Below are 17,479 nucleotides of genomic sequence, written 5' to 3'. Positions count from 1 at the left end.
ACGCCCCTGTTCGGTCGTTGATGTTCGCACCGGCGAACCGGGGCGAATTTCTGGCCAAGTTCGGCGCTATACCTGCAGATGCCTTCGCGATCGACCTGGAGGACGGGCTGCCGGCGGCGGAACGCCCTGCGGTGCGCGAAAGGCTCGCCGAAATCCTCGCCGCGGCGCGCGGCCATGCACCCGCTGCTGCTCGGCTGTACCTGCGCATTAATGCACCGGACACTGCAGACTACGAGGAGGATTGCCGCGCCGTTGCCGCCTCGGCATGGGATGGCATATTGCTGCCCAAGGCGGAGAGCGGGCGCGCTGTCGCGGAGACGGCGCAACGCTGCGGCTTGCCGGTGATGGCGGGCGTCGAGTCGATCGAAGGACTGTATGCCATCGATTCCATCTGCGCCTCGGCCAGCGCAGGCGTTTTCTTCGGCGCGGAGGATTTTATCGCCGAACTCGGCGGCGTCCGCACCCCGTCCAACGCCGAAGTCGCCTACCCGCGCGCTACCATTGCCATCGCAGCGAGGCGGGCCGGCGTGGAGGCGCTCGACTTTGTAACCGTCGATGTGCGCGACGACGAGCGATGCACCGCGGACGCGATTGCAGGAAAGGCGCAGGGTTATAGCGGCAAGATGTGCATCCACCCGCGCCAGGTCGCGCTGGTCAACACGGCTTTCCGACCGGACGACGCAGCCATCGAAGCGGCGCAACGGATCGTCGAAGGGCACGAGCGTGCTCTGGCAGAGGGGCGCGCAACCTGCGTGATCGATGGCCGGATGATCGACGAGCCGCTGGTGCGGCAGGCACGCACGATCCTGGCAGCGACCCAGGCATGAGCCGCAAGGCCTCACTCGGACAGGTCGATTGGTCGGCGCTGCTCGAACCGGGCGAAACCGTGCTTTTTGCCGAGTGCGGTGCGGAACCGCTCTCGCTCGCAGAGAGCTTCGTCGCGCAGCGCCATGCGCTTACGGATATCTCTGTGTTTCTCGGCATGGGCTTCGCAGGCAGCTTTACGCCCGAGCATGGCGACGCGCTCCGCTTTCGCAGCTATGGTGCGCTCGGGACCACCCGCAAGCTTGCTGCTGCGGACAAGCTCGATATCGTGCCAGTCAGCATGGGCAGCATCCCCGCACTGCTTCGCGCAGGCGCCCTTCGCTTCGACGTCGTGGCCATTGCCCTGCCACCGGCGGCACGCGATGGGCGCCATTCGCTTGGCCTTACTGCGCTTTATCTCCAGTCCGCTATCCGCCACGCACGGCTTGTCATTGCGGAAATCAGCGACAAGATCCCGTCGTTGCCCGGTATTTCCATCGGCCCGGAAGAAATCGACCTGGCGGTGCGAACCGACCGAACACCTGCGAAGCTTCCACCAATCAAAACCGATGGCACAGCCCACGCTATTGCACGCAATGCCGCACCTTTTATCGAAGATGGTGCCGTGCTCCAGATCGGCGTGGGCAGCGCTCCAGAGGCAATCGCTGCACTGCTGACCGATCGGAAGGACATTGGCATCCACAGCGGCCTGTTGAGTGCCGGGCTGGCCAGCCTGATCGAGCAAGGGGTCGCTACCGGTGCGCGCAAGAACGTAAGGCGCGGTATCGCGACGATCGGGTCGGTGATGGGCGATGCGGCCCTGTATCGCTGGGCGAAGGACAACCCCTGTCTGGAACTGGCAGGCGTGGAGGAAACGCATCTCGGCGCGGCCCATGTCGAAAACTTCGTCGCTGTGAACGGCGCATTGTCGGTGGACCTGCAAGGGCAGGTGAACGGTGAAAGTGCGGGCGACCGGCGGTTGGGTGCCATTGGCGGCCAGCCAGATTTTGCGCGCGCCGCGCACCACTCGCCCGGAGGGTGCAGTATTATCCTTCTCGATGCGAGCCCCGGCGATGGCAGCATCAGTGCGATCACGGCACGCACGCTTCCCCGCGTCAGCACGCCCCGGTCGGATGTGGATGTTGTCGCCACCCAGTTCGGCGCCGCTCACCTGACCGGACGAACCGAAGAAGAGCGGCGCAAACTGCTAATTTCGATTGCCGATCCTCGCCACCGCGAGGCACTGGAGCGAGGGTTGATATGACACGAGTACGAACAGACCCTCCGATTGCAGCGGAGCCGGCCACGCGGTCCTATCCCTCGCCCGCCATTGCATGGTGGACGGTGGCGGTGCTGTTCATCGCCTATCTGGTATCATTCGTGGACCGGGTGCTGATCGGCCTGCTGGTCGAACCGATCAAAGCCGACCTGAATCTTACCGACACGCAGTTCTCGCTTTTGCAGGGATTGGCGTTCGCGGTTCTGTATACCGTGCTCGGCATCCCGTTCGGCTGGCTGGCGGATCGCGTATCGCGCAAGTGGCTGGTTGCTGGCGGCAGCGCAGTCTGGTGCGCGGCTACGGTTTTCTGCGGGCTCTCGCACTCCTTCTGGCAGCTGCTGGCCGCGCGGCTCGGGGTGGGTGCGGGGGAAGCGGCCCTGCCTCCATCGGCGGTTTCGCTGATCTCCGATTCCTTCAGCCCCCGCCAGCGCCCGCTTGCGATGAGTGTGTATACGGCGGCGTCCAGCATGGGGGCAGGGGCTTCGCTCGTGCTCGGCGGCCTGGTTGTCGCACTGGTCGCTTCCAGCCCGACCTATGAAATGCCTTTTGTGGGCGAGATTTCCTCGTGGAAGGCGGTCTTCATCTATTTCGGGATGGCGGGGTTCGTAGTGACGATCGCCGCGATGACGATGACCGAGCCCGAGCGGGAGAAACGCAAGGCTGCGACGCCTGGCGTCGACAGCACGCTGCGCACACACATGTGGACCTATCGCGCAACCTTTTTGCCGCTTCTGGCCGCGATGACGCTGTACGGCGTGATCGCTTACGGACTGCTGGGGTGGATACCGGCTTTCTTTATCCGCACTTACGGAATGGAAGCGAGTGCCGTCGGTGTTCAGTACGGCCTGGTCCTGCTGCTGTTCGGCGGGGCAGGTGGCCTCGTTGGAGCATGGGTCGCGGCCCGCGTTCCGGCGCGGTGGGGCATGCCCTCCCTGGTCGTGTGCGCAGGAGCCGCTGCACTGGTCGCACCGCTGATGACGGCCGGATTTGCAAGCAGCACGGCGTTCGGCGCTCTTGCCTGGCTCGCGGTTGGCCTGCTTGCCTATACCGTGCCTTCCGGGCTCGGGATTGCGGCATTCCAGTCCGCCATCCCGACCGAGCATCGGGGCATGGCCGCCGCGATCTATTACCTCTTGATCGGGCTGATCGGGATGACCCTCGGCCCCCTCAGCGTCGCACTACTCTCGGACAACGTCTTCGGCAGCGATCAACTGCGCTGGTCGTTATCGGTCCTGGTCTGCGTCTGCGCCCCTTGTGCGGCTTTGCTCTTCTTCATGGCCGCACGAAAGATCGTCGATACGCCGGAACAATCCTGACACAGCTCAGGCGAAGCTTCGGACTATCGATGCTTGCGGTACACGTTGGCGGGAAGCCGGCGTCGGGATTGCATTCTCTCAAGATAAGACATTATATCATTATTGTCCGGCGGGTCGGCCGTGTGTGCATGGTGCACGCGGCCAATGGTTCGATCGAGCAGACTGGAAATTCGATCAACGACATGGCGGGCTGGAGGGGTGCGTGACACAGCGCTCGACAGTGAAGTGGGGAAGACACGAATGAGACTGGCGACGATTCTGCTATGTTTTCTGCTGGCGTTGCCCGCCTCGGCGCAAGGCATCCAGCAGACCAAGGGCAATTTCGAAGACAAGTTTCGCCAGCTGGACGAAGTCCTCCCCGATCCGAATGTTTACCGCAATGCATCGGGCGCCCCCGGCCACCAGTACTGGCAGCAGGAGGCCGACTATACGATCAAGGCGCGGCTGGACGAGGATCGCCGCCGCCTGAGCGCGGAATCGACCATTCGCTACACCAACAATTCGCCCGACACGCTGCCGTGGATCTGGCTGCAATTGGACCAGAACATCTTCCGCACCGATTCCATGGCTGAGCTGACCGACGATTTCGGTGGCCCGGGCCGCCGTGGACCGGCGGTCAGCACTGGTGGAGGCGGAGAGCCTGCGCGCCTGTCGCTGGAAGAGGTGCGTCGCCAGCAGGCAATGGAGGATAACGAGTACGGGTACGAAATCCGGTCCGTGCGCCTCGTGAACGGTGGCGACCTGCCGCATACCATTGTCGGCACGCTGATGCGGATCGACCTGCCGACCCCGCTCGAACCGGGCCAGAGCGTCGAGTTCGCGATCGATTTCGATTTCAATATCGTCGAAGAGAACACGATCTATGCGCGTTCGGGTTACGAGCATTTCCCCGACGATCCGCGCCCGGGCGGCAATGATATCTACCTCTTCGCGCAGTGGTTCCCGCGGCTGGTCGCCTATTCGGATTACGAGGGCTGGCACAACAAGGAGTTCCTCGGGCGTGGCGAGTTCACGCTCGAATTCGGCGACTACGACGTGACCATGACGGTGCCGGACGATCACATCGTCGCCTCCACCGGCGTGCTCCAGAACCCGGCCGAGGTCCTGACGGCCCAGCAGCGCCAGCGGCTCGAGCGGGCGCGCAGTGCCGACGAACCGGTTTTCATCGTCACACCGCAAGAGGCGGAAGCGAACGAGCGCACCGGGCCGAGCGGGACCAAGACGTGGCACTTTGCTGCCGAGAACGTGCGCGATTTCGCCTGGGGGTCGAGCCGCAAGTTCGCGTGGGATGCGCAGGGCCACAAGCAGCCAGGCGCCGAGAACGAAACCGTCATGGCGATGTCGTTCTGGCCCAAGGAAGGCGGCGAGCTGTGGCGCAAATATTCGACCGCAGCGGTGGTCCACACCATGAAGGTCTATTCGCGTTTCAGCTTCGACTATCCCTACCCGACCGCGCAATCGGTCAACGGGCCGGTCGGCGGGATGGAATACCCGATGATCACCTTCAACGGGCCTCGCACGACCTTGAACGACGATGGTACGCGCACCTATTCCCTGTCGGAAAAGATGTTCCTTGTCGGCGTGGTGATCCACGAGATCGGCCACATCTATTTCCCGATGACGGTCAATTCGGACGAGCGGCAATGGACTTGGATGGACGAGGGGATCAATTCCTTCCTCGATTCCGTGGCCGGCTACGAATGGGATCCGGACATGCCATGGGGCGGCAGCATCCCCCGGGATCTCATCCCCTACATGGTCTCGAACAACCAGGTGCCGATCATGACGCAGTCGGACTCGGTGCTCAATCTCGGCCCCAATGCCTATGGTAAGCCTTCGGCCGCCTATCATATCCTGCGCGATACGGTGATCGGGCGCGAACGGTTCGATTTCGCGCTGAAGGAATATGCGCGCCGCTGGAAATTCAAGCGTCCGACGCCGGCTGACTTCTTCCGCACGATCGAGGAAGCCTCCGGCACCGATCTCGACTGGTTCTGGCGTGGCTGGTTCTACACCACCGATCACGTCGATATTTCGCTCGATTCGATTTACAAGATGCGGATCGACACCGAAAACCCGGATATCGACCTGTCGCGGCGTCGGGCGGAGCTGGCGAGCGATCCGGCGAAGATCGGCGTATTGCTGAACGAGGAGCAGGATCTGCCGATCTGGGTGCTCGAACATCCCGGCATCACGGATTATTATGACGAGAACGACCAGTTCACCGTCACCCCCAAGGATCGCGAAAGGTATACCAGCTTCCTCGAAGGGCTGGAGCCGTGGGAGCGCAAAGTGTTCGACCGCGCGGTGAAGGAGGACAAGAACTATTACGTCCTCACCTTCTCCAATAAGGGCGGCCTGGTCATGCCGATCATCCTCGGCCTGACTTTCACCGACGGCAGCACGCAAAAGATGACAATCCCGGCGGAGATCTGGCGGCGCAATCCGCGCGAAGTCAGCAAGCTGCTGGTGTTCGACAAGGGCAAGGAACTACAGCAGGTCGTCCTCGACCCCAATTGGGAGACCGCCGATGCGGATATCGAGAACAATTACTACCCGCGCCGCATCATCCCGAGCCGGATCGAAGCCTATAAGTCGGAAGGCGGCAATTCGCGCCTCAGCCGCGACCTGATGAACGAGGCTGCCGGAGAATGATCCGCTTCCTGATCGCCTGCCTGATGATGGCCGTGGCAATCTCGCCTGCGGCTGCGCACCAGCAGAAGCTGGCTATCTCGACTGTCTCGATCAACGAACATACGGGCATGCTCGAGGTGGTCCACCAGGTACCGCTTCACGACGCTGAACATGCCCTGCGCAAGGAAGGCACGCATTCGCCCGATATTATCGGCAGCGAGGCAAGCCGGGAGGCCTTTGCCAGCTATGTGGCAGAGCGCTTTTCCATCCTCGTCGATGGTGAAGAGGCTGCGCTGACCTTTGTCGGCAGCGAGGTGAGCGGCGGTAGCCTGTGGGTTTACCAAGAGATGGATGCGCCGCCCGCCACCGCGACGATTGCATTGAACTCGCAGATTCTCACGGATGTGTGGATGCGTCAGGAAAATCGCGTGAATATCGGCGGGGGCACAGATGTGGAGACCCTCGTTTTCCGCAGCGGTGACGGCTTCAAGACGGCGGAGCTTAGGCGCTGAAGTCGGCTACGCGCTTGGCCGTTTGTAGGCGCTGTCGTGTGTAAAGCGCCGTCCAGTTCCGTCCGATACCCGGGCGACAGACAGGTGCCGGCGATGCCGGACAAGGGGAGTGAAACAGCCATGAAATTCACGATTGCCGCCATCCTGCTGGCCACAGCCACCCCGGCGCTTGCGCAGGAGCAGGCCGTGGAACCTGCTGCCCCCAAGCCCGCCGCAGTGGTCGCCGACGGCATACCGCCCGTCCCGCAGGAGCTGGTGAGTGAGACCCGCCCATACTTCGAATATCGCACTGCAGGCTTCTCCGACTGGGACCCTGAGAGTCGCGCGATGTACATCGGCACGCGCTTCGGCGATGTTGCCCAGCTCCACCGTGTCGCACGGCCGGGTGCTGCGCGCACCCAGCTTACCTTCGAGGCCGAGCCCATAGGCGGCGTATCGGTTTCGCCGGGCGCGGGCGATGTGAAGCTGATTTCCAAGGATATCGGGGGCAACGAGTTCTACCAGATATATCGGCTGGAGGACGGCAAGCTGACGCTGCTGACCGATGGTACGAGCCGCAATAGTCGCGGAGCATGGATGCCGGACGGGTCGATGGTCGCCTTCAGTTCGACCAAGCGCAATGGGCGCGATACCGATCTCTATCTGATGGACCCGCGCGATCCGTCGACCACGCGCATGCTGGCGGAACGGCAGGGCGGTGGCTGGTTCGTGGCCGATTTCACACCCGATGGCCGCACCGCGCTGGTCGGCAACTACATCTCGGTCACGAAGATGGAATTGTACCATCTCGACGTGGCCAGCGGTGCGATCACCCGGATCACTCCGGAAGACGCCTCTGTTGCCTATAGCGGCCTGCAATATGCGCCCGACGGTCGGCTGTGGGTGGCAAGCGATAATGGCTCGGAGTTCAAGCGGCTCGGCGTGCTCGATACGGCGACCGGCACCTTCGATCCTGTCATCGAAGAGCCCTGGGACATCACCGGCTTCGACATTTCCGAAGATGGCGCGACCATCGCTTACGAAGTGAATGCCGCAGGGCAATCGCAGCTCAAGCTGTATGATATTGCTTCGGGTGAGGCGCGCGAAGTCGCGCTGCCGCCCGGTGCACTGGGTGGCCTGCAATTCGCGCCGTGGGGCGAGCTAGGCATGACGCTCGTATCCAACCGGGGCGCTGCCGATGCCTACAGCGTCGACCCGCGAACGCTCGAGCTGACACGCTGGACGATGAGCGAGATGGGTGGCCTCGATCCGCAGGCCAACGTGCTGCCCGAACTGATCGAGATCGAAAGCTTCGATGGCGAGAAGATGTCGGGCTTCCTCTATGCCCCCGATGCTTCGCGGCACCCCGGGCCGCGCCCGCTGCTGGTGAATATCCATGGGGGGCCGGAAGGGCAGTCGACCGCGACGTTCCTTGGCCGCAACAACTACCTGATCAACGAATTGGGGATCGCGATCTTCTACCCCAATGTGCGCGGCTCGACCGGGTTCGGGAAGCGTTTCGTCAGCCTCGACAACGGCCCGTTCCAGCGTGAGGATTCGGTGAAGGATATCGGCGCGTTCCTTGACCGGCTGGAGGCGGACCCGCGGATCGACAAGAACCGGATCGGAGTGACCGGCGGCTCCTACGGCGGGTACATGTGCTACGCCAGCGCGATTGCCTATGGCGAACGGCTCAAGGGTGCGAACTGCATCGTCGCGATTTCGGACTTCGTCACCTTCCTCGAAAACACGCAGGATTATCGCCGCGACCTGCGCAGGGTCGAATATGGCGACGAGCGTGATGCCGAGCAGCGCGCCAAGCTGAAGGAAATCAGCCCGCTAACCCGCGCAGACGAAATCCGCATCCCGCTGATGGTGGCGACCGGCGCCAACGATCCGCGCGTGCCCGCCTCGGAAGCCGACCAGATCATTGCCGCCGTCCGCGACAATGGCGGCGAGGCCTGGCATTTCCTCGCACAGAACGAAGGGCACGGGTTCGCCAAGAAGGAGAATGCCGACTACTTCTACTGGTCGACGATCATGTTCTGGCAGCGCCATCTGCTCGGCGAGTAGACAGCAACAGGCGTGCTGAAAGAATACGCCTTCGCGCTGACATGGCGGGTGGGCGTGCTGGCCTGCGTCGCGGTAGGCGTGCTGGTCCTGTATGGTCGGTTCACTTCCCCGCGCGAACAGCCCGACGAAACTGTCGCGCTGCAGCTTGAGCCAGTGCCGGAGGCGCTCGATCCGCTTGACATGGGGCAGGCACCCGACCCGAAGGCTGGTGCCGTGATCGAGGATATCTGGAAGCCCGCCGCCACCCCGCCCGGTGGGATTTCATGGTCGATCCTGGAGGCAACCGGAGAAACGACGCGCACCGATGCTGAGGGCTATATCGTTTCGAAGCCCCGGTTCACCTCGAAGGTAGAAAGCCTGGAGGGCAAGCGCATCAAGGTCGCGGGCTGGATGACGCCGTTGGATAATGGAGCGCGGCAAACGCATTTCGTGCTGCTGGGCTATCCGCCCGGATGCCCGTTCCATTTTCACGCCAATCCCAACCAGTTCATCGAGGTCTTTGCGGAAACGCCTTTCCGCACCGACGAGGTAAAGGTTCACGTAGTCACGGGTGTGCTCGAACTGACAGGCGAGGACGAGAGCGGGATATTTTACAGATTGCGGCAGGCGGAACCGGGCTGAGGGACGTGAGTCCGGCCCGGCTTCGCTCGGTTGCAGGGTTTCGTCACCAGGCGCGGAAACTTGCAGCGCGCCGGCAGCAAGGATTGCAGCAAGGCTCAGCCAGTTTATTCGGCCAAAGCGGCGCTTCTCCTGGCCCGGCTGCGCCAGTTGAGGATATGCGCGCTGGCGACCATTGCCGCGCCGAGCGAGGTCGGCCCCGTTTCAAGCAGTTCTCCCTTGACGAACAGCGCGCCGACCATGAGCGCAAGGCCGGTAAAGCCGATACCGAGCCGTAATCCGAGGCTGTCCGCGCGATGTCGCGAGACGAGCAAACGTAACTGCTGAGCGGAACCGCCAGGGCGACCATCATGAGATGGAATTCTTCGGGGAGCGAGAGCGCGGAGCTCCAGCTAGGCAAGATCACCAGGGCCAACGGAAGGACGAGGCAATGGATGATGCACGCGGTCGAGAGCACCACCCCGGCGCCATCCATGGCGGTGGCAGTCGCGCGGGTCCTGTGCTTCATCGGCGATTCTCCGGATCGATCCGCGGGGTGTCGATAGCCAAGAGGAACCTGCGCTCCCCCGTTCCGGCAATGGGCGGCGAACGGTGCAGGCAGGGCTCGTGCCCCTCCGCAAACATCCATCCCTTGACCAAGGCGATATCGCCGGGCCCGATATTCAGGAGGTTGTCCGTGTCTGCCTGGTTGGAGGGGGCGAACTGGGTGCCGCGCCCGACATAGGTCGTGATGAGCCGCAGGTCGGTGTAGTCGGCATGCAGTTTTCGGCAGGAATCATTGTCCACGAGTTCCAGCCGCAGGCGCACCTCGCCGCATTTCATCAATTCCGCGAAGAGAGTGGCGAGCTGGCCGATATCCCGGGCGAGCGCATCGGGCAGGTCGCCAAGCGCGGCGACCGCTTCGTGCGGAGCGCCCCTGCCGCGCCACATGAACGGGTCGAGCATCAGGAGCGGCTTTGCCGCAAGTTCCAGCTGTGCTGCCGGGCGCTCTTCCACGATAACGGAAACTCCGGAATCCCGGATCGCAGTCCAGTCGTCAGCGAACCGTATATGATCGGGCCAGCCCTGGGCCGAGGTTTCGCGAGCAGGCGCGGATGCGAGCAACATGTCCGGTTCCGTATTCAGGTGGTGATGGCGGGGCGGGCGGCGTCACCGATCATGGGCGTGCCCTTCATGATCCTGGTGGTTCGGCCCGCCCGCATCCGTGCGCGGATGCTCTCCCGTAAGCCCGTGGGTATGCTCACCGGCATGGCCGCCCAGCAGGACGAGCGCGGCAATGAGGGCAAACCCGGTTGCCTTGGCAACCAGGCTTGTGCCGCTACCGTCCGACGCCAGAAGATGGCTGTGGCCGATGCCGAAATGGAGGAAGGTTCCCGCTCCCACGGCCAGCAGGTGCGGCACGTATGCGCTCGCAAAACTGTCGGTACTGGTGGTGAAGACGGCCGCGACGACCCCGATCGGCAGGGCTGCGACAAACATCAGCAGCAGGATGCCCCCCAGCCAAGGGGCGATGGTGCTGCGCGCAAGCAGCCTGCCGAAGGCAAAGGCTTCCGCCATCTTGTGCACGGCGAGGGCGACGAACAGCACCAGGAGGATCGACGCGCTGTCTTCGGCGCCCATGGCAAAACCGGTCAGGAACATGTGGGTGACGAGGACCAGGGTGACGATCAAAGCCTGGATGCGCGCGCCGCCGTTGCCACCCAGGCTGTCCAGCACCTTGAGAAACAGTACCGTCGCGCCGGCGAGAACGAAGATCAGCAGTGGCTCTTCCCCTTGCGCCTGAACCGCAAAGACCGCTTCGGGGAGGAGGTGCAGGAAGCCGACCCCCAGAAAAATCCCGCCCGCAGCCGCGTCCCCGATCTGCGCGAGCCCCGAGCCGGGGCCACGCGCCGATCCACGCCAGATGAACGAGATGCTCGCCATCAGCGCAGAGAGGAGCGCCAGCCCGGTGACCGCGATCCACAGCAGTTCATGCCCCGAAATGTCCAACGTACCCCAATCCAAGTTCTGCGCGCCAATGAAGCGCCCTAATGTAACAATGTATCATCTAATGCAAGTTGTGCCGAAAACAGCGCCTTCGATGGCCCGGGACGGGCCATGCCGGCCTGACGATACGGCTGGCTCGCCAACCTCGACAGACATTCCAGAATGATATATGGTCCCAAATTATGATCAAACCGAAAATCCTTGCTCTTGCCGCCGTATCGGTGGCTGTTGCGGCTCCTTCGACGGCTTCCGCCTGCGATCTGGACGGCTTCGATGGCATGCATCGATTGAATCCGTTCGGCGGTATGGCGTTTGGCAAGGGATACCCGATGGGCTCTGCCGCGCAGTCCCCTGCGCCCGCCCCCGCTGCGGAGCCTGCTGCGAAGAAGGACGATTCGAACGCGAAGAGGAAGGCCGAAGCTGCGCCCGAGCCGATCCGCCAATGGGAAGAGCAGGGCAATTCCGAGCCGATCTCGCGCGAGGATATGTCGACCTTTACCTGACCGATGCTGCTAACCGTCTCCAACGTCGGCAAGGCGTATGGTGGTGTTCGCGTACTTGGCGGAGCCACTTTCGAACTCGCCCCGCAGGAGCGCGTCCTCCTGCTAGGGCCTTCGGGTTCGGGTAAATCGACGCTGATCAATATCGTCTGCGGGCTCCAGTCGCCCGACGAAGGCACCGTCCTGGTCGATGGGGTGCCGATTGCGGCAGCGGACGGAAGCGCTGCGGGAGACGAGGTCAGGCGGAAGAACCTGGGCATTGTCTTCCAGACCCTGCGCCTGATTTCCGCCCTCAGCCTGCGTTCCAACCTCGCGCTTGCGCAGCGGCTACAGACCGGATCGAGCGACGAGGGCATGATTGGCGAGACCCTGGAGCGCCTCGGTATTACGCACCGGGCCGACGCCCGCCCGTCCGAACTGAGCCAGGGCGAGGCGCAGCGCGCCGCAATTGCCCGCGCAATCGTGGTCAAGCCCAAGTTGCTGATTGCCGACGAGCCGACATCCGCGCTCGACCATGTCAATGCAGAGGCGGTTGCGAAACTGTTGCTGGAACTCTCGGAGCAAGCGGGCACTGCCCTGTTGGTCGCCACGCATGACGACCGGCTGGCACCCTATTTCTCGCGCACCTTGCGGCTCGAAAGCGGCAAACTGGCCGACAGTCCGACCGCGCAGGGAGTGCCTGCCTGATGCTGAGTCTTGCCTGGGCCTATCTGCGTGACAGACCGCTCACCACGGCGCTCAACGTGCTGCTGCTGTCGATCGCTGTCGCCATGCTGATCCTCCTGATGCAGCTGGGGCAGCAGGGTACCGACCGGCTGCAACGCGATGCGGAAGGGATCGACCTGGTGGTCGGCGCCAAGGGTTCGCCCCTGCAGCTGATCATGTCGAGCGTGTTCCATATCGACCAGCCGACCGGGAACATTCCCGGCGACAGTATCGAGCTCTTGCGACGCGATCCGGCGGTGGGGCGGGTCGTGCCGCTGGCGCTTGGCGACAATTTCCAAGGGTACCGGATTGTCGGCACCAATGAGGATTTCATCGCCCAATATTCGCTCGAGATGGCGCAGGGGGCATATTTTGATGCCCCGATGCAGGCCGTCCTTGGAGCGGACGTTGCCAAGACGACCGGCGCGACACTCGGGCAAAGGTTCATCGGCTCTCACGGACTGGCCGAGGATGACTCGCAGGGCCATGAACATGCGCCTTTCACCACGGTGGGAATCCTGGAACCCACCGGCGGTGTGGCCGACCGGTTGATCCTGACCTCGGTCGAGAGCGTGTGGGACGTTCACGGGATCGAACACGATCACGACCACGACGCCCATGAGCATGAGGGGCATGACCACGCCGAGGATGCCCATTCCGAAGAAGAGCATGCGCATGAGCACGATGCAGAAGCGCACGATGAAGACAGGGCTGGCGAACCCGGCGATCAGGCTGCTTCCGATCGTCGTCCGGTTCTACAGGCTGCTTCGCAGGAGCTCGAGCCCGAACTGACCGCATTGCTGGTGAGCTATCGCAATGCATCGGGCGCGATCCGCATTCCTTCCATGGTCAATCGACAGACCGAACTGCAAGCTGCCGTGCCGGCCACGGAAACGGCCCGCCTGCTCGGGCTGGTCGGTGCCAGCATCGAAGGGATCCGGCTGTTCGCATGGCTGCTCGCGCTGACGGGCGGGCTGGCGATCTTCGTTGCGCTGCTGAACATGGCGCGCAATCGCGAAGGCGATCTGGCGCTGCTGCGCGTCATGGGGGCCAGCCGATCCCAGGTGTTCGCTACGGTCATCATGGAAGGCGTCATCACCGCCGCGATGGGCGCGCTGACGGGCCTGCTGCTGGCGCATGTGCTGATCGCCGTGGCAAGCTCTGCCTTCCCGGTCATGAGCGAGCTGGGAATTTCGGCCGTCGATATCATGCCGGCAGAATTCATGTTATGTGCAGCGGTGATTGCTATAGGGGCGATCGCAGCGCTGATCCCGGCATGGCGCGTCTATCGCCTCGATCCGGTCCATACGCTCAGTCGTTCGCAATAGCGGAGCCACACATGTTGAAACGCACGCTGACTATCGCAGCCATCGCGTCCCTGTCCGTCACAACTGTTTCGGCGCCCCCGGTGGTGGCCATGCAATCGGGTGGACAGGTCGAAGATATCTGGAAGCCCGCCGCAACGCCCAAGGGCGGTGTCTCCTGGAAAACGCTTGAGGCGACCGGAGAGCGCACTCGCAAGGACTCCGAGGGCTACATTGTTTCAAAGCCGATCTTCACGTCGAAGGTGAAATCGCTCGAAGGCAAGCGGATCAAGGTCGCCGGCTGGATGATGCCGCTCGAGAATGGATCGCGGCAGAAGCACTTCGTGCTGCTCGGCTACCCTCCCGGGTGCCCGTACCATTTCCATGCTGCGCCCAACCAGTTCATCGAAGTGTACGCGGACAAATCCTTCCAGACCAACGAGAGCAAGATGTTCGTGGTCAGCGGCGTGCTGGAACTGACCGGCTACGATGAAAGCGGCATTTTCTATCGCCTGAAGGCGGCGCGGCCCGGCTGATCGGGTTGCGGCAAGACCAGAGGATCAGGGGGGAGGCGGCCATGCTGCCTCCCCCTTATTCGTTTCCGGCTACAGCCGGTATTCGCCATCCACGCGGCGCAGCGTGCCCTGGACCCCTTCGCGCAGGATGTTGGGCAGCAGCGCCGCCGGCATGTCCTGATAGGAAACGGGGCGCAGGAAGCGCTCGATCGCCAGCGTGCCGACCGATGTGCTGCGCCCGTCCGATGTCGCGGGGAAGGGCCCGCCATGGACCATCGCATGGGTTACATCGACGCCTGTGGGCCAGCCATTGGCAATGATGCGCCCGGCGAGCTGTTCGAGCACCGGGATCAGCTTCGCCGCAGCCTCGTGATCGCTCTCGTTCATGTGCAGCGTGGTCGTCAGCTGGCCTTCCATGCCCGAGAGGACCTGCGCCACCTGATCGAGATCCGTGCAGCGCACGATCAGCGATGCGGGGCCGAAAACCTCTTCCTGGAAATCGGGATCGGCAAGGAATGCGTCGGCCGAGACGGTGTAGACCTGTGCGCGTCCGCAGGTGCCCGGTGCCTCTTCGCCCAGCCCGACAAGCTCGGCCCCGCTACGCTCGGACAGGCGCTTCGCCCCTTCGGCATAGGCGGAAGAGATACCGGTGGTGAGCATTGTCTGACCGCCCACATCGGGCAGCGCCTTGGCGGCGGCGGAAACGAACCTGTCCAGCGCCTCGCCCTCTATGGCCAGCACGATGCCGGGATTGGTGCAGAATTGCCCTGCGCCCATCGACAGCGAACCGACATAGGCCTGGGCGAGGTCTTCGGGCGCTTCGGCAAGGCGCGAAGGCAGCAGGGTGACCGGATTGACGCTGCTCATCTCGGCATAGACCGGGATCGGCACGGGGCGCGATGCGGCATGTTTCATCAGCGCGAGCCCGCCGCCACGCGAGCCCGTGAAGCCGACCGCAGCGATGCGCGGGTCCTTCACCAGCGCTTCGCCCAGCGCATTCTCAGTCCCGTTGAGGAGCGAGAATACGCCTGCTGGCAAGCCTGCCTCGGCCACCGCATCGGCGATCGCGCCTGCGACCAGCTCGCTGGTTCCGGGGTGGGCAGGGTGGCCCTTTACGACCACGCAGCACCCCGCGGCGAGGGCGGAGGCGGTGTCGCCACCCGCGACCGAGAAGGCGAGCGGGAAGTTCGATGCGCCGAACACCGCGACCGGGCCGAGCGGGATCATCCGCAGGCGCAGGTCCGGCTTGGGCGGCGTGCGGTCGGCATCGGCATGGTCGATGCGCAACGCCTGCCACGCGCCGTTCTCCACCTCGGCGGCGAACAGGCGCAGCTGGCCGACGGTCCGCCCGCGCTCCCCGTTGAGGCGCGCTTCGGGCAAGCCGGTTTCCTTCATCGCACGTTGCGTCAGCGTATCGCCCAGCGCGTCGATCTTTTCCGCGACGAGTCGCAGGAAGGCGGCTCGCTCCGCCAGCGGGCGCGTGGCATAGTCGCGTTGCGCCGTAGCTGCCCTCTTGCACGCATCGGTTACGTCCTGCGGGCTGGCCGCAGCGAAGCTTTCCCCGAAGGGCTCTCCACTGGCGGCATCGCGGGCCTGAAAGGTCGCAGTTCCGGCCCGGCGTTCCCCGGCCACGAAATTCTCACCGGTCAAAGTCACGCGCACTCTCCCATCTCATATCGGTTCGGCTAAGATCGACCGGCGCGGGCACGCAAAGTATGCTTGCGCTGGCGCCGGTCTGCGTTGTAGGTAGCGCTAACATAAACAACCGGTCATGCAACCGGGATAGGGAGCGGAACATTGGACAAGGCACATGATGCCCCGAATATGGGGCTGATTTCGGCGATCGTGCTGGTCGCGACTCTGGGCGGATTTCTGTTCGGGTTCGACAGCGGGGTGATCAACGGTACGGTCGACGGGCTGCGCCTCGCATTCAATTCGGACGATGTCGGCACCGGCTTTAACGTCGCATCGATGCTGCTGGGCTGCGCGGTTGGCGCATTCTTCGCGGGCCGGATGGCCGACGTCATTGGGCGCAAGAAGACGCTGCTGATCGCGGCGGTCTGCTTTATTGTCAGCGCCTATGGGTCGGGTATCGCGGGCAGCTCTACCGAGTTCGTGATCTACCGGATCATCGGCGGTTTCGCGGTCGGCGCAGCCAGCGTGCTCGCGCCCGTTTACATCAGCGAAGTCACGCCGGCGCACCTTCGCGGGCGGCTTTCCAGCCTCCAGCAGGTGATGATCATCATCGGCCTGACTGCTGCATTTCTATCCAACTACCTGCTGGCCGAATACGCAGGCTCCTCCATCCAGGAGTTCTGGCTGGGTTTCGAGGCATGGCGCTGGATGTTCTGGATCGAACTGGTGCCGGCGACGATCTTCCTGATCGCGCTGCTGTTCATCCCGGAAAGCCCGCGCTTCCTCGTTAGCCGGTCGCGCCAGGGCGATGCGCATGGCGTGCTGGAACGCCTGTTCGGCAATGCCTTTGCGCAGCGCAAGGTGGGTGAGATCGAAGAATCGCTTGCCAGCGATCACCGTCCGCGCCTGTCCGATCTGGTCGACAAAACGCGCGGCAAGATCCGCCCCATCGTGTGGACCGGCATCGGACTTGCCGTGTTCCAGCAGCTCGTCGGGATCAACGTCGTGTTCTATTACGGCGCGGTGCTGTGGCAGGCGGTCGGTTTCAGCGAGAGCGACGCGCTCAAGATCAATATCCTCAGCGGCTCGATCTCGATCGGTGCGGTGATCCTCGCGATCCTGCTGATCGACCGGATCGGGCGCAAGCCGCTGCTGCTGATCGGCTCTATCGGCATGGCGATCACGCTCGGCATCATGGCGGTTTCGTTCATGAGCGGGGAGCTGGTCGACGGGAAACTCGCCCTGTCGGACGATGCCGGCCTGGCCGCGCTGGTCGCCGCCAATGCCTATGTTGCCTTCTTCAACTTCAGCTGGGGCCCGGTGATGTGGGTGATGCTGGGCGAGATGTTCCCCAACCAGATCCGCGGATCCGGCCTTGCGGTGAGCGGCTTTGCCCAGTGGATTGCCAATTTCGGGATTACCATGACCTTCCCGATCATGCTTGCGACGATCGGCCTGACCGGTGCTTACGGCTTCTATGCCGCCAGCGCGGCGGTCTCCGTGATCTTCGTGTGGCTCATGGTCCGCGAGACCAAGGGCGTCGAGCTGGAAGACATGCAGGGCTAGTCTCTATCGGGCCGCTTCGCATATGCGGGCGGCCCGGAGGGATTGGCGAGGCA

16 protein-coding genes and 1 pseudogene are annotated in these 17,479 nt (G+C 63.5%); 12 read left to right on the top strand and 5 right to left on the bottom strand.

Annotated elements, in window-relative coordinates; translation table 11 throughout:
• The first annotated feature begins 20 nt into the window (after positions 1-20).
• The 7 genes from ACEQXE_RS01600 to ACEQXE_RS01570 all read left to right on the top strand — a co-directional run bounded on the left by ACEQXE_RS01600 (position 21) and on the right by ACEQXE_RS01570 (position 9,218).
• Positions 21-827, top strand: coding sequence for a CoA ester lyase (locus ACEQXE_RS01600; RefSeq protein ID WP_370183056.1), 807 nt, complete (start codon positions 21-23; stop codon positions 825-827).
• Positions 824-2,068, top strand: coding sequence for an acetyl-CoA hydrolase/transferase family protein (locus ACEQXE_RS01595; protein WP_370177136.1), 1,245 nt, complete (start codon positions 824-826; stop codon positions 2,066-2,068). Before ACEQXE_RS01600 ends, ACEQXE_RS01595 begins: the two co-directional genes overlap by 4 nt.
• The gene (locus ACEQXE_RS01590; RefSeq protein WP_370177135.1) at positions 2,065-3,399 is read left to right on the top strand and encodes an MFS transporter; all 1,335 of its coding nucleotides are present in this window, start codon (positions 2,065-2,067) and stop codon (positions 3,397-3,399) included. The genes ACEQXE_RS01595 and ACEQXE_RS01590 overlap by 4 nt, the downstream gene beginning before the upstream one ends.
• A 240-nt stretch (positions 3,400-3,639) precedes the next feature.
• Entirely contained in the window at positions 3,640-6,054 is a 2,415-nt protein-coding gene (locus tag ACEQXE_RS01585) for a M1 family metallopeptidase (protein WP_370177134.1), read from the top strand.
• Positions 6,051-6,545: a DUF6702 family protein gene (locus ACEQXE_RS01580; protein WP_370177133.1), complete on the top strand. Its 495-nt coding sequence runs from the start codon at positions 6,051-6,053 to the stop codon at positions 6,543-6,545. Before ACEQXE_RS01585 ends, ACEQXE_RS01580 begins: the two co-directional genes overlap by 4 nt.
• Positions 6,546-6,665: 120 nt before the next feature.
• Positions 6,666-8,597, top strand: a complete 1,932-nt coding sequence (locus tag ACEQXE_RS01575; protein ID WP_370177132.1) for a prolyl oligopeptidase family serine peptidase — start codon at positions 6,666-6,668, stop codon at positions 8,595-8,597.
• Between the two features lie 12 nt (positions 8,598-8,609).
• Entirely contained in the window at positions 8,610-9,218 is a 609-nt protein-coding gene (locus tag ACEQXE_RS01570; RefSeq protein WP_370177131.1) for a DUF3299 domain-containing protein, read from the top strand.
• Positions 9,219-9,322: 104 nt separating this feature from the next.
• Here ACEQXE_RS01570 and ACEQXE_RS01565 read toward each other — a convergent pair whose 3' ends face one another.
• The 4 genes and pseudogenes from ACEQXE_RS01565 to ACEQXE_RS01550 all read right to left on the bottom strand — a co-directional run bounded on the left by ACEQXE_RS01565 (position 9,323) and on the right by ACEQXE_RS01550 (position 11,138).
• Positions 9,323-9,529, bottom strand: a complete 207-nt coding sequence (locus ACEQXE_RS01565; RefSeq protein ID WP_370177196.1) for a MerC family mercury resistance protein — start codon at positions 9,527-9,529, stop codon at positions 9,323-9,325.
• Positions 9,530-9,546: 17 nt separating this feature from the next.
• Positions 9,547-9,690: pseudogene (locus ACEQXE_RS01560) on the bottom strand (MerC family mercury resistance protein); the annotation flags it as partial.
• A gap of 29 nt (positions 9,691-9,719) precedes the next feature.
• Positions 9,720-10,322, bottom strand: coding sequence for a DUF1826 domain-containing protein (locus tag ACEQXE_RS01555; protein WP_370177130.1), 603 nt, complete (start codon positions 10,320-10,322; stop codon positions 9,720-9,722).
• 42 nt (positions 10,323-10,364) lie between these two features.
• Positions 10,365-11,138, bottom strand: a complete 774-nt coding sequence (locus tag ACEQXE_RS01550) for a ZIP family metal transporter (protein WP_370183052.1) — start codon at positions 11,136-11,138, stop codon at positions 10,365-10,367.
• 245 nt (positions 11,139-11,383) lie between these two features.
• Between ACEQXE_RS01550 and ACEQXE_RS01545 the strand changes: the two genes are divergently transcribed.
• From ACEQXE_RS01545 to ACEQXE_RS01530, 4 genes are read left to right on the top strand one after another with little or no spacing between them, the layout of a single operon-like run.
• Positions 11,384-11,704, top strand: a complete 321-nt coding sequence (locus ACEQXE_RS01545) for a hypothetical protein (protein ID WP_370177128.1) — start codon at positions 11,384-11,386, stop codon at positions 11,702-11,704.
• 3 nt (positions 11,705-11,707) lie between these two features.
• Entirely contained in the window at positions 11,708-12,388 is a 681-nt protein-coding gene (locus tag ACEQXE_RS01540; protein WP_370177127.1) for an ATP-binding cassette domain-containing protein, read from the top strand.
• On the top strand, positions 12,388-13,734 hold the full coding sequence (locus tag ACEQXE_RS01535; protein ID WP_370177126.1) for an FtsX-like permease family protein: 1,347 nt from the start codon (positions 12,388-12,390) through the stop codon (positions 13,732-13,734). The genes ACEQXE_RS01540 and ACEQXE_RS01535 overlap by 1 nt, the downstream gene beginning before the upstream one ends.
• An 11-nt stretch (positions 13,735-13,745) precedes the next feature.
• On the top strand, positions 13,746-14,246 hold the full coding sequence (locus tag ACEQXE_RS01530; RefSeq protein ID WP_370177125.1) for a DUF3299 domain-containing protein: 501 nt from the start codon (positions 13,746-13,748) through the stop codon (positions 14,244-14,246).
• Positions 14,247-14,315: 69 nt separating this feature from the next.
• On the opposite strand, the gene ACEQXE_RS01525 is transcribed toward ACEQXE_RS01530, so the two are convergent.
• Positions 14,316-15,881 (bottom strand): aldehyde dehydrogenase (NADP(+)), encoded by a 1,566-nt coding sequence (locus ACEQXE_RS01525; protein WP_370177124.1) that lies wholly within the window; start codon positions 15,879-15,881, stop codon positions 14,316-14,318.
• 168 nt (positions 15,882-16,049) lie between these two features.
• On the opposite strand from ACEQXE_RS01525, the gene ACEQXE_RS01520 reads away from it, so the two are divergent.
• Positions 16,050-17,426: a sugar porter family MFS transporter gene (locus ACEQXE_RS01520; protein WP_370177193.1), complete on the top strand. Its 1,377-nt coding sequence runs from the start codon at positions 16,050-16,052 to the stop codon at positions 17,424-17,426.
• Positions 17,427-17,479: the final 53 nt, after the last annotated feature.

It is taken from the genome of Alteriqipengyuania sp. (assembly GCF_964222115.1).
Classification (GTDB): domain Bacteria; phylum Pseudomonadota; class Alphaproteobacteria; order Sphingomonadales; family Sphingomonadaceae; genus Alteriqipengyuania.
This window is presented reverse-complemented; position numbering and strand designations above follow the sequence as displayed.

Excerpts from the sequence above, each read along its gene's own strand:
- ACEQXE_RS01600 (WP_370183056.1), top strand. The coding sequence starts at position 21 with ATGTTCGCACCGGCGAACCGGGGCGAATTTCTGGCCAAGTTCGGCGCT.
- ACEQXE_RS01595 (WP_370177136.1), top strand. The coding sequence starts at position 824 with ATGAGCCGCAAGGCCTCACTCGGACAGGTCGATTGGTCGGCGCTGCTC.
- ACEQXE_RS01535 (WP_370177126.1), top strand. The coding sequence starts at position 12,388 with ATGCTGAGTCTTGCCTGGGCCTATCTGCGTGACAGACCGCTCACCACG.
- ACEQXE_RS01575 (WP_370177132.1), top strand. The coding sequence starts at position 6,666 with ATGAAATTCACGATTGCCGCCATCCTGCTGGCCACAGCCACCCCGGCG.
- ACEQXE_RS01530 (WP_370177125.1), top strand. The coding sequence starts at position 13,746 with ATGTTGAAACGCACGCTGACTATCGCAGCCATCGCGTCCCTGTCCGTC.
- ACEQXE_RS01520 (WP_370177193.1), top strand. The coding sequence starts at position 16,050 with ATGGGGCTGATTTCGGCGATCGTGCTGGTCGCGACTCTGGGCGGATTT.
- ACEQXE_RS01580 (WP_370177133.1), top strand. The coding sequence starts at position 6,051 with ATGATCCGCTTCCTGATCGCCTGCCTGATGATGGCCGTGGCAATCTCG.
- ACEQXE_RS01545 (WP_370177128.1), top strand. The coding sequence starts at position 11,384 with ATGATCAAACCGAAAATCCTTGCTCTTGCCGCCGTATCGGTGGCTGTT.
- ACEQXE_RS01550 (WP_370183052.1), bottom strand. The coding sequence starts at position 11,138 with ATGGCGAGCATCTCGTTCATCTGGCGTGGATCGGCGCGTGGCCCCGGC.
- ACEQXE_RS01555 (WP_370177130.1), bottom strand. The coding sequence starts at position 10,322 with ATGTTGCTCGCATCCGCGCCTGCTCGCGAAACCTCGGCCCAGGGCTGG.
- ACEQXE_RS01590 (WP_370177135.1), top strand. The coding sequence starts at position 2,065 with ATGACACGAGTACGAACAGACCCTCCGATTGCAGCGGAGCCGGCCACG.
- ACEQXE_RS01585 (WP_370177134.1), top strand. The coding sequence starts at position 3,640 with ATGAGACTGGCGACGATTCTGCTATGTTTTCTGCTGGCGTTGCCCGCC.
- ACEQXE_RS01540 (WP_370177127.1), top strand. The coding sequence starts at position 11,708 with ATGCTGCTAACCGTCTCCAACGTCGGCAAGGCGTATGGTGGTGTTCGC.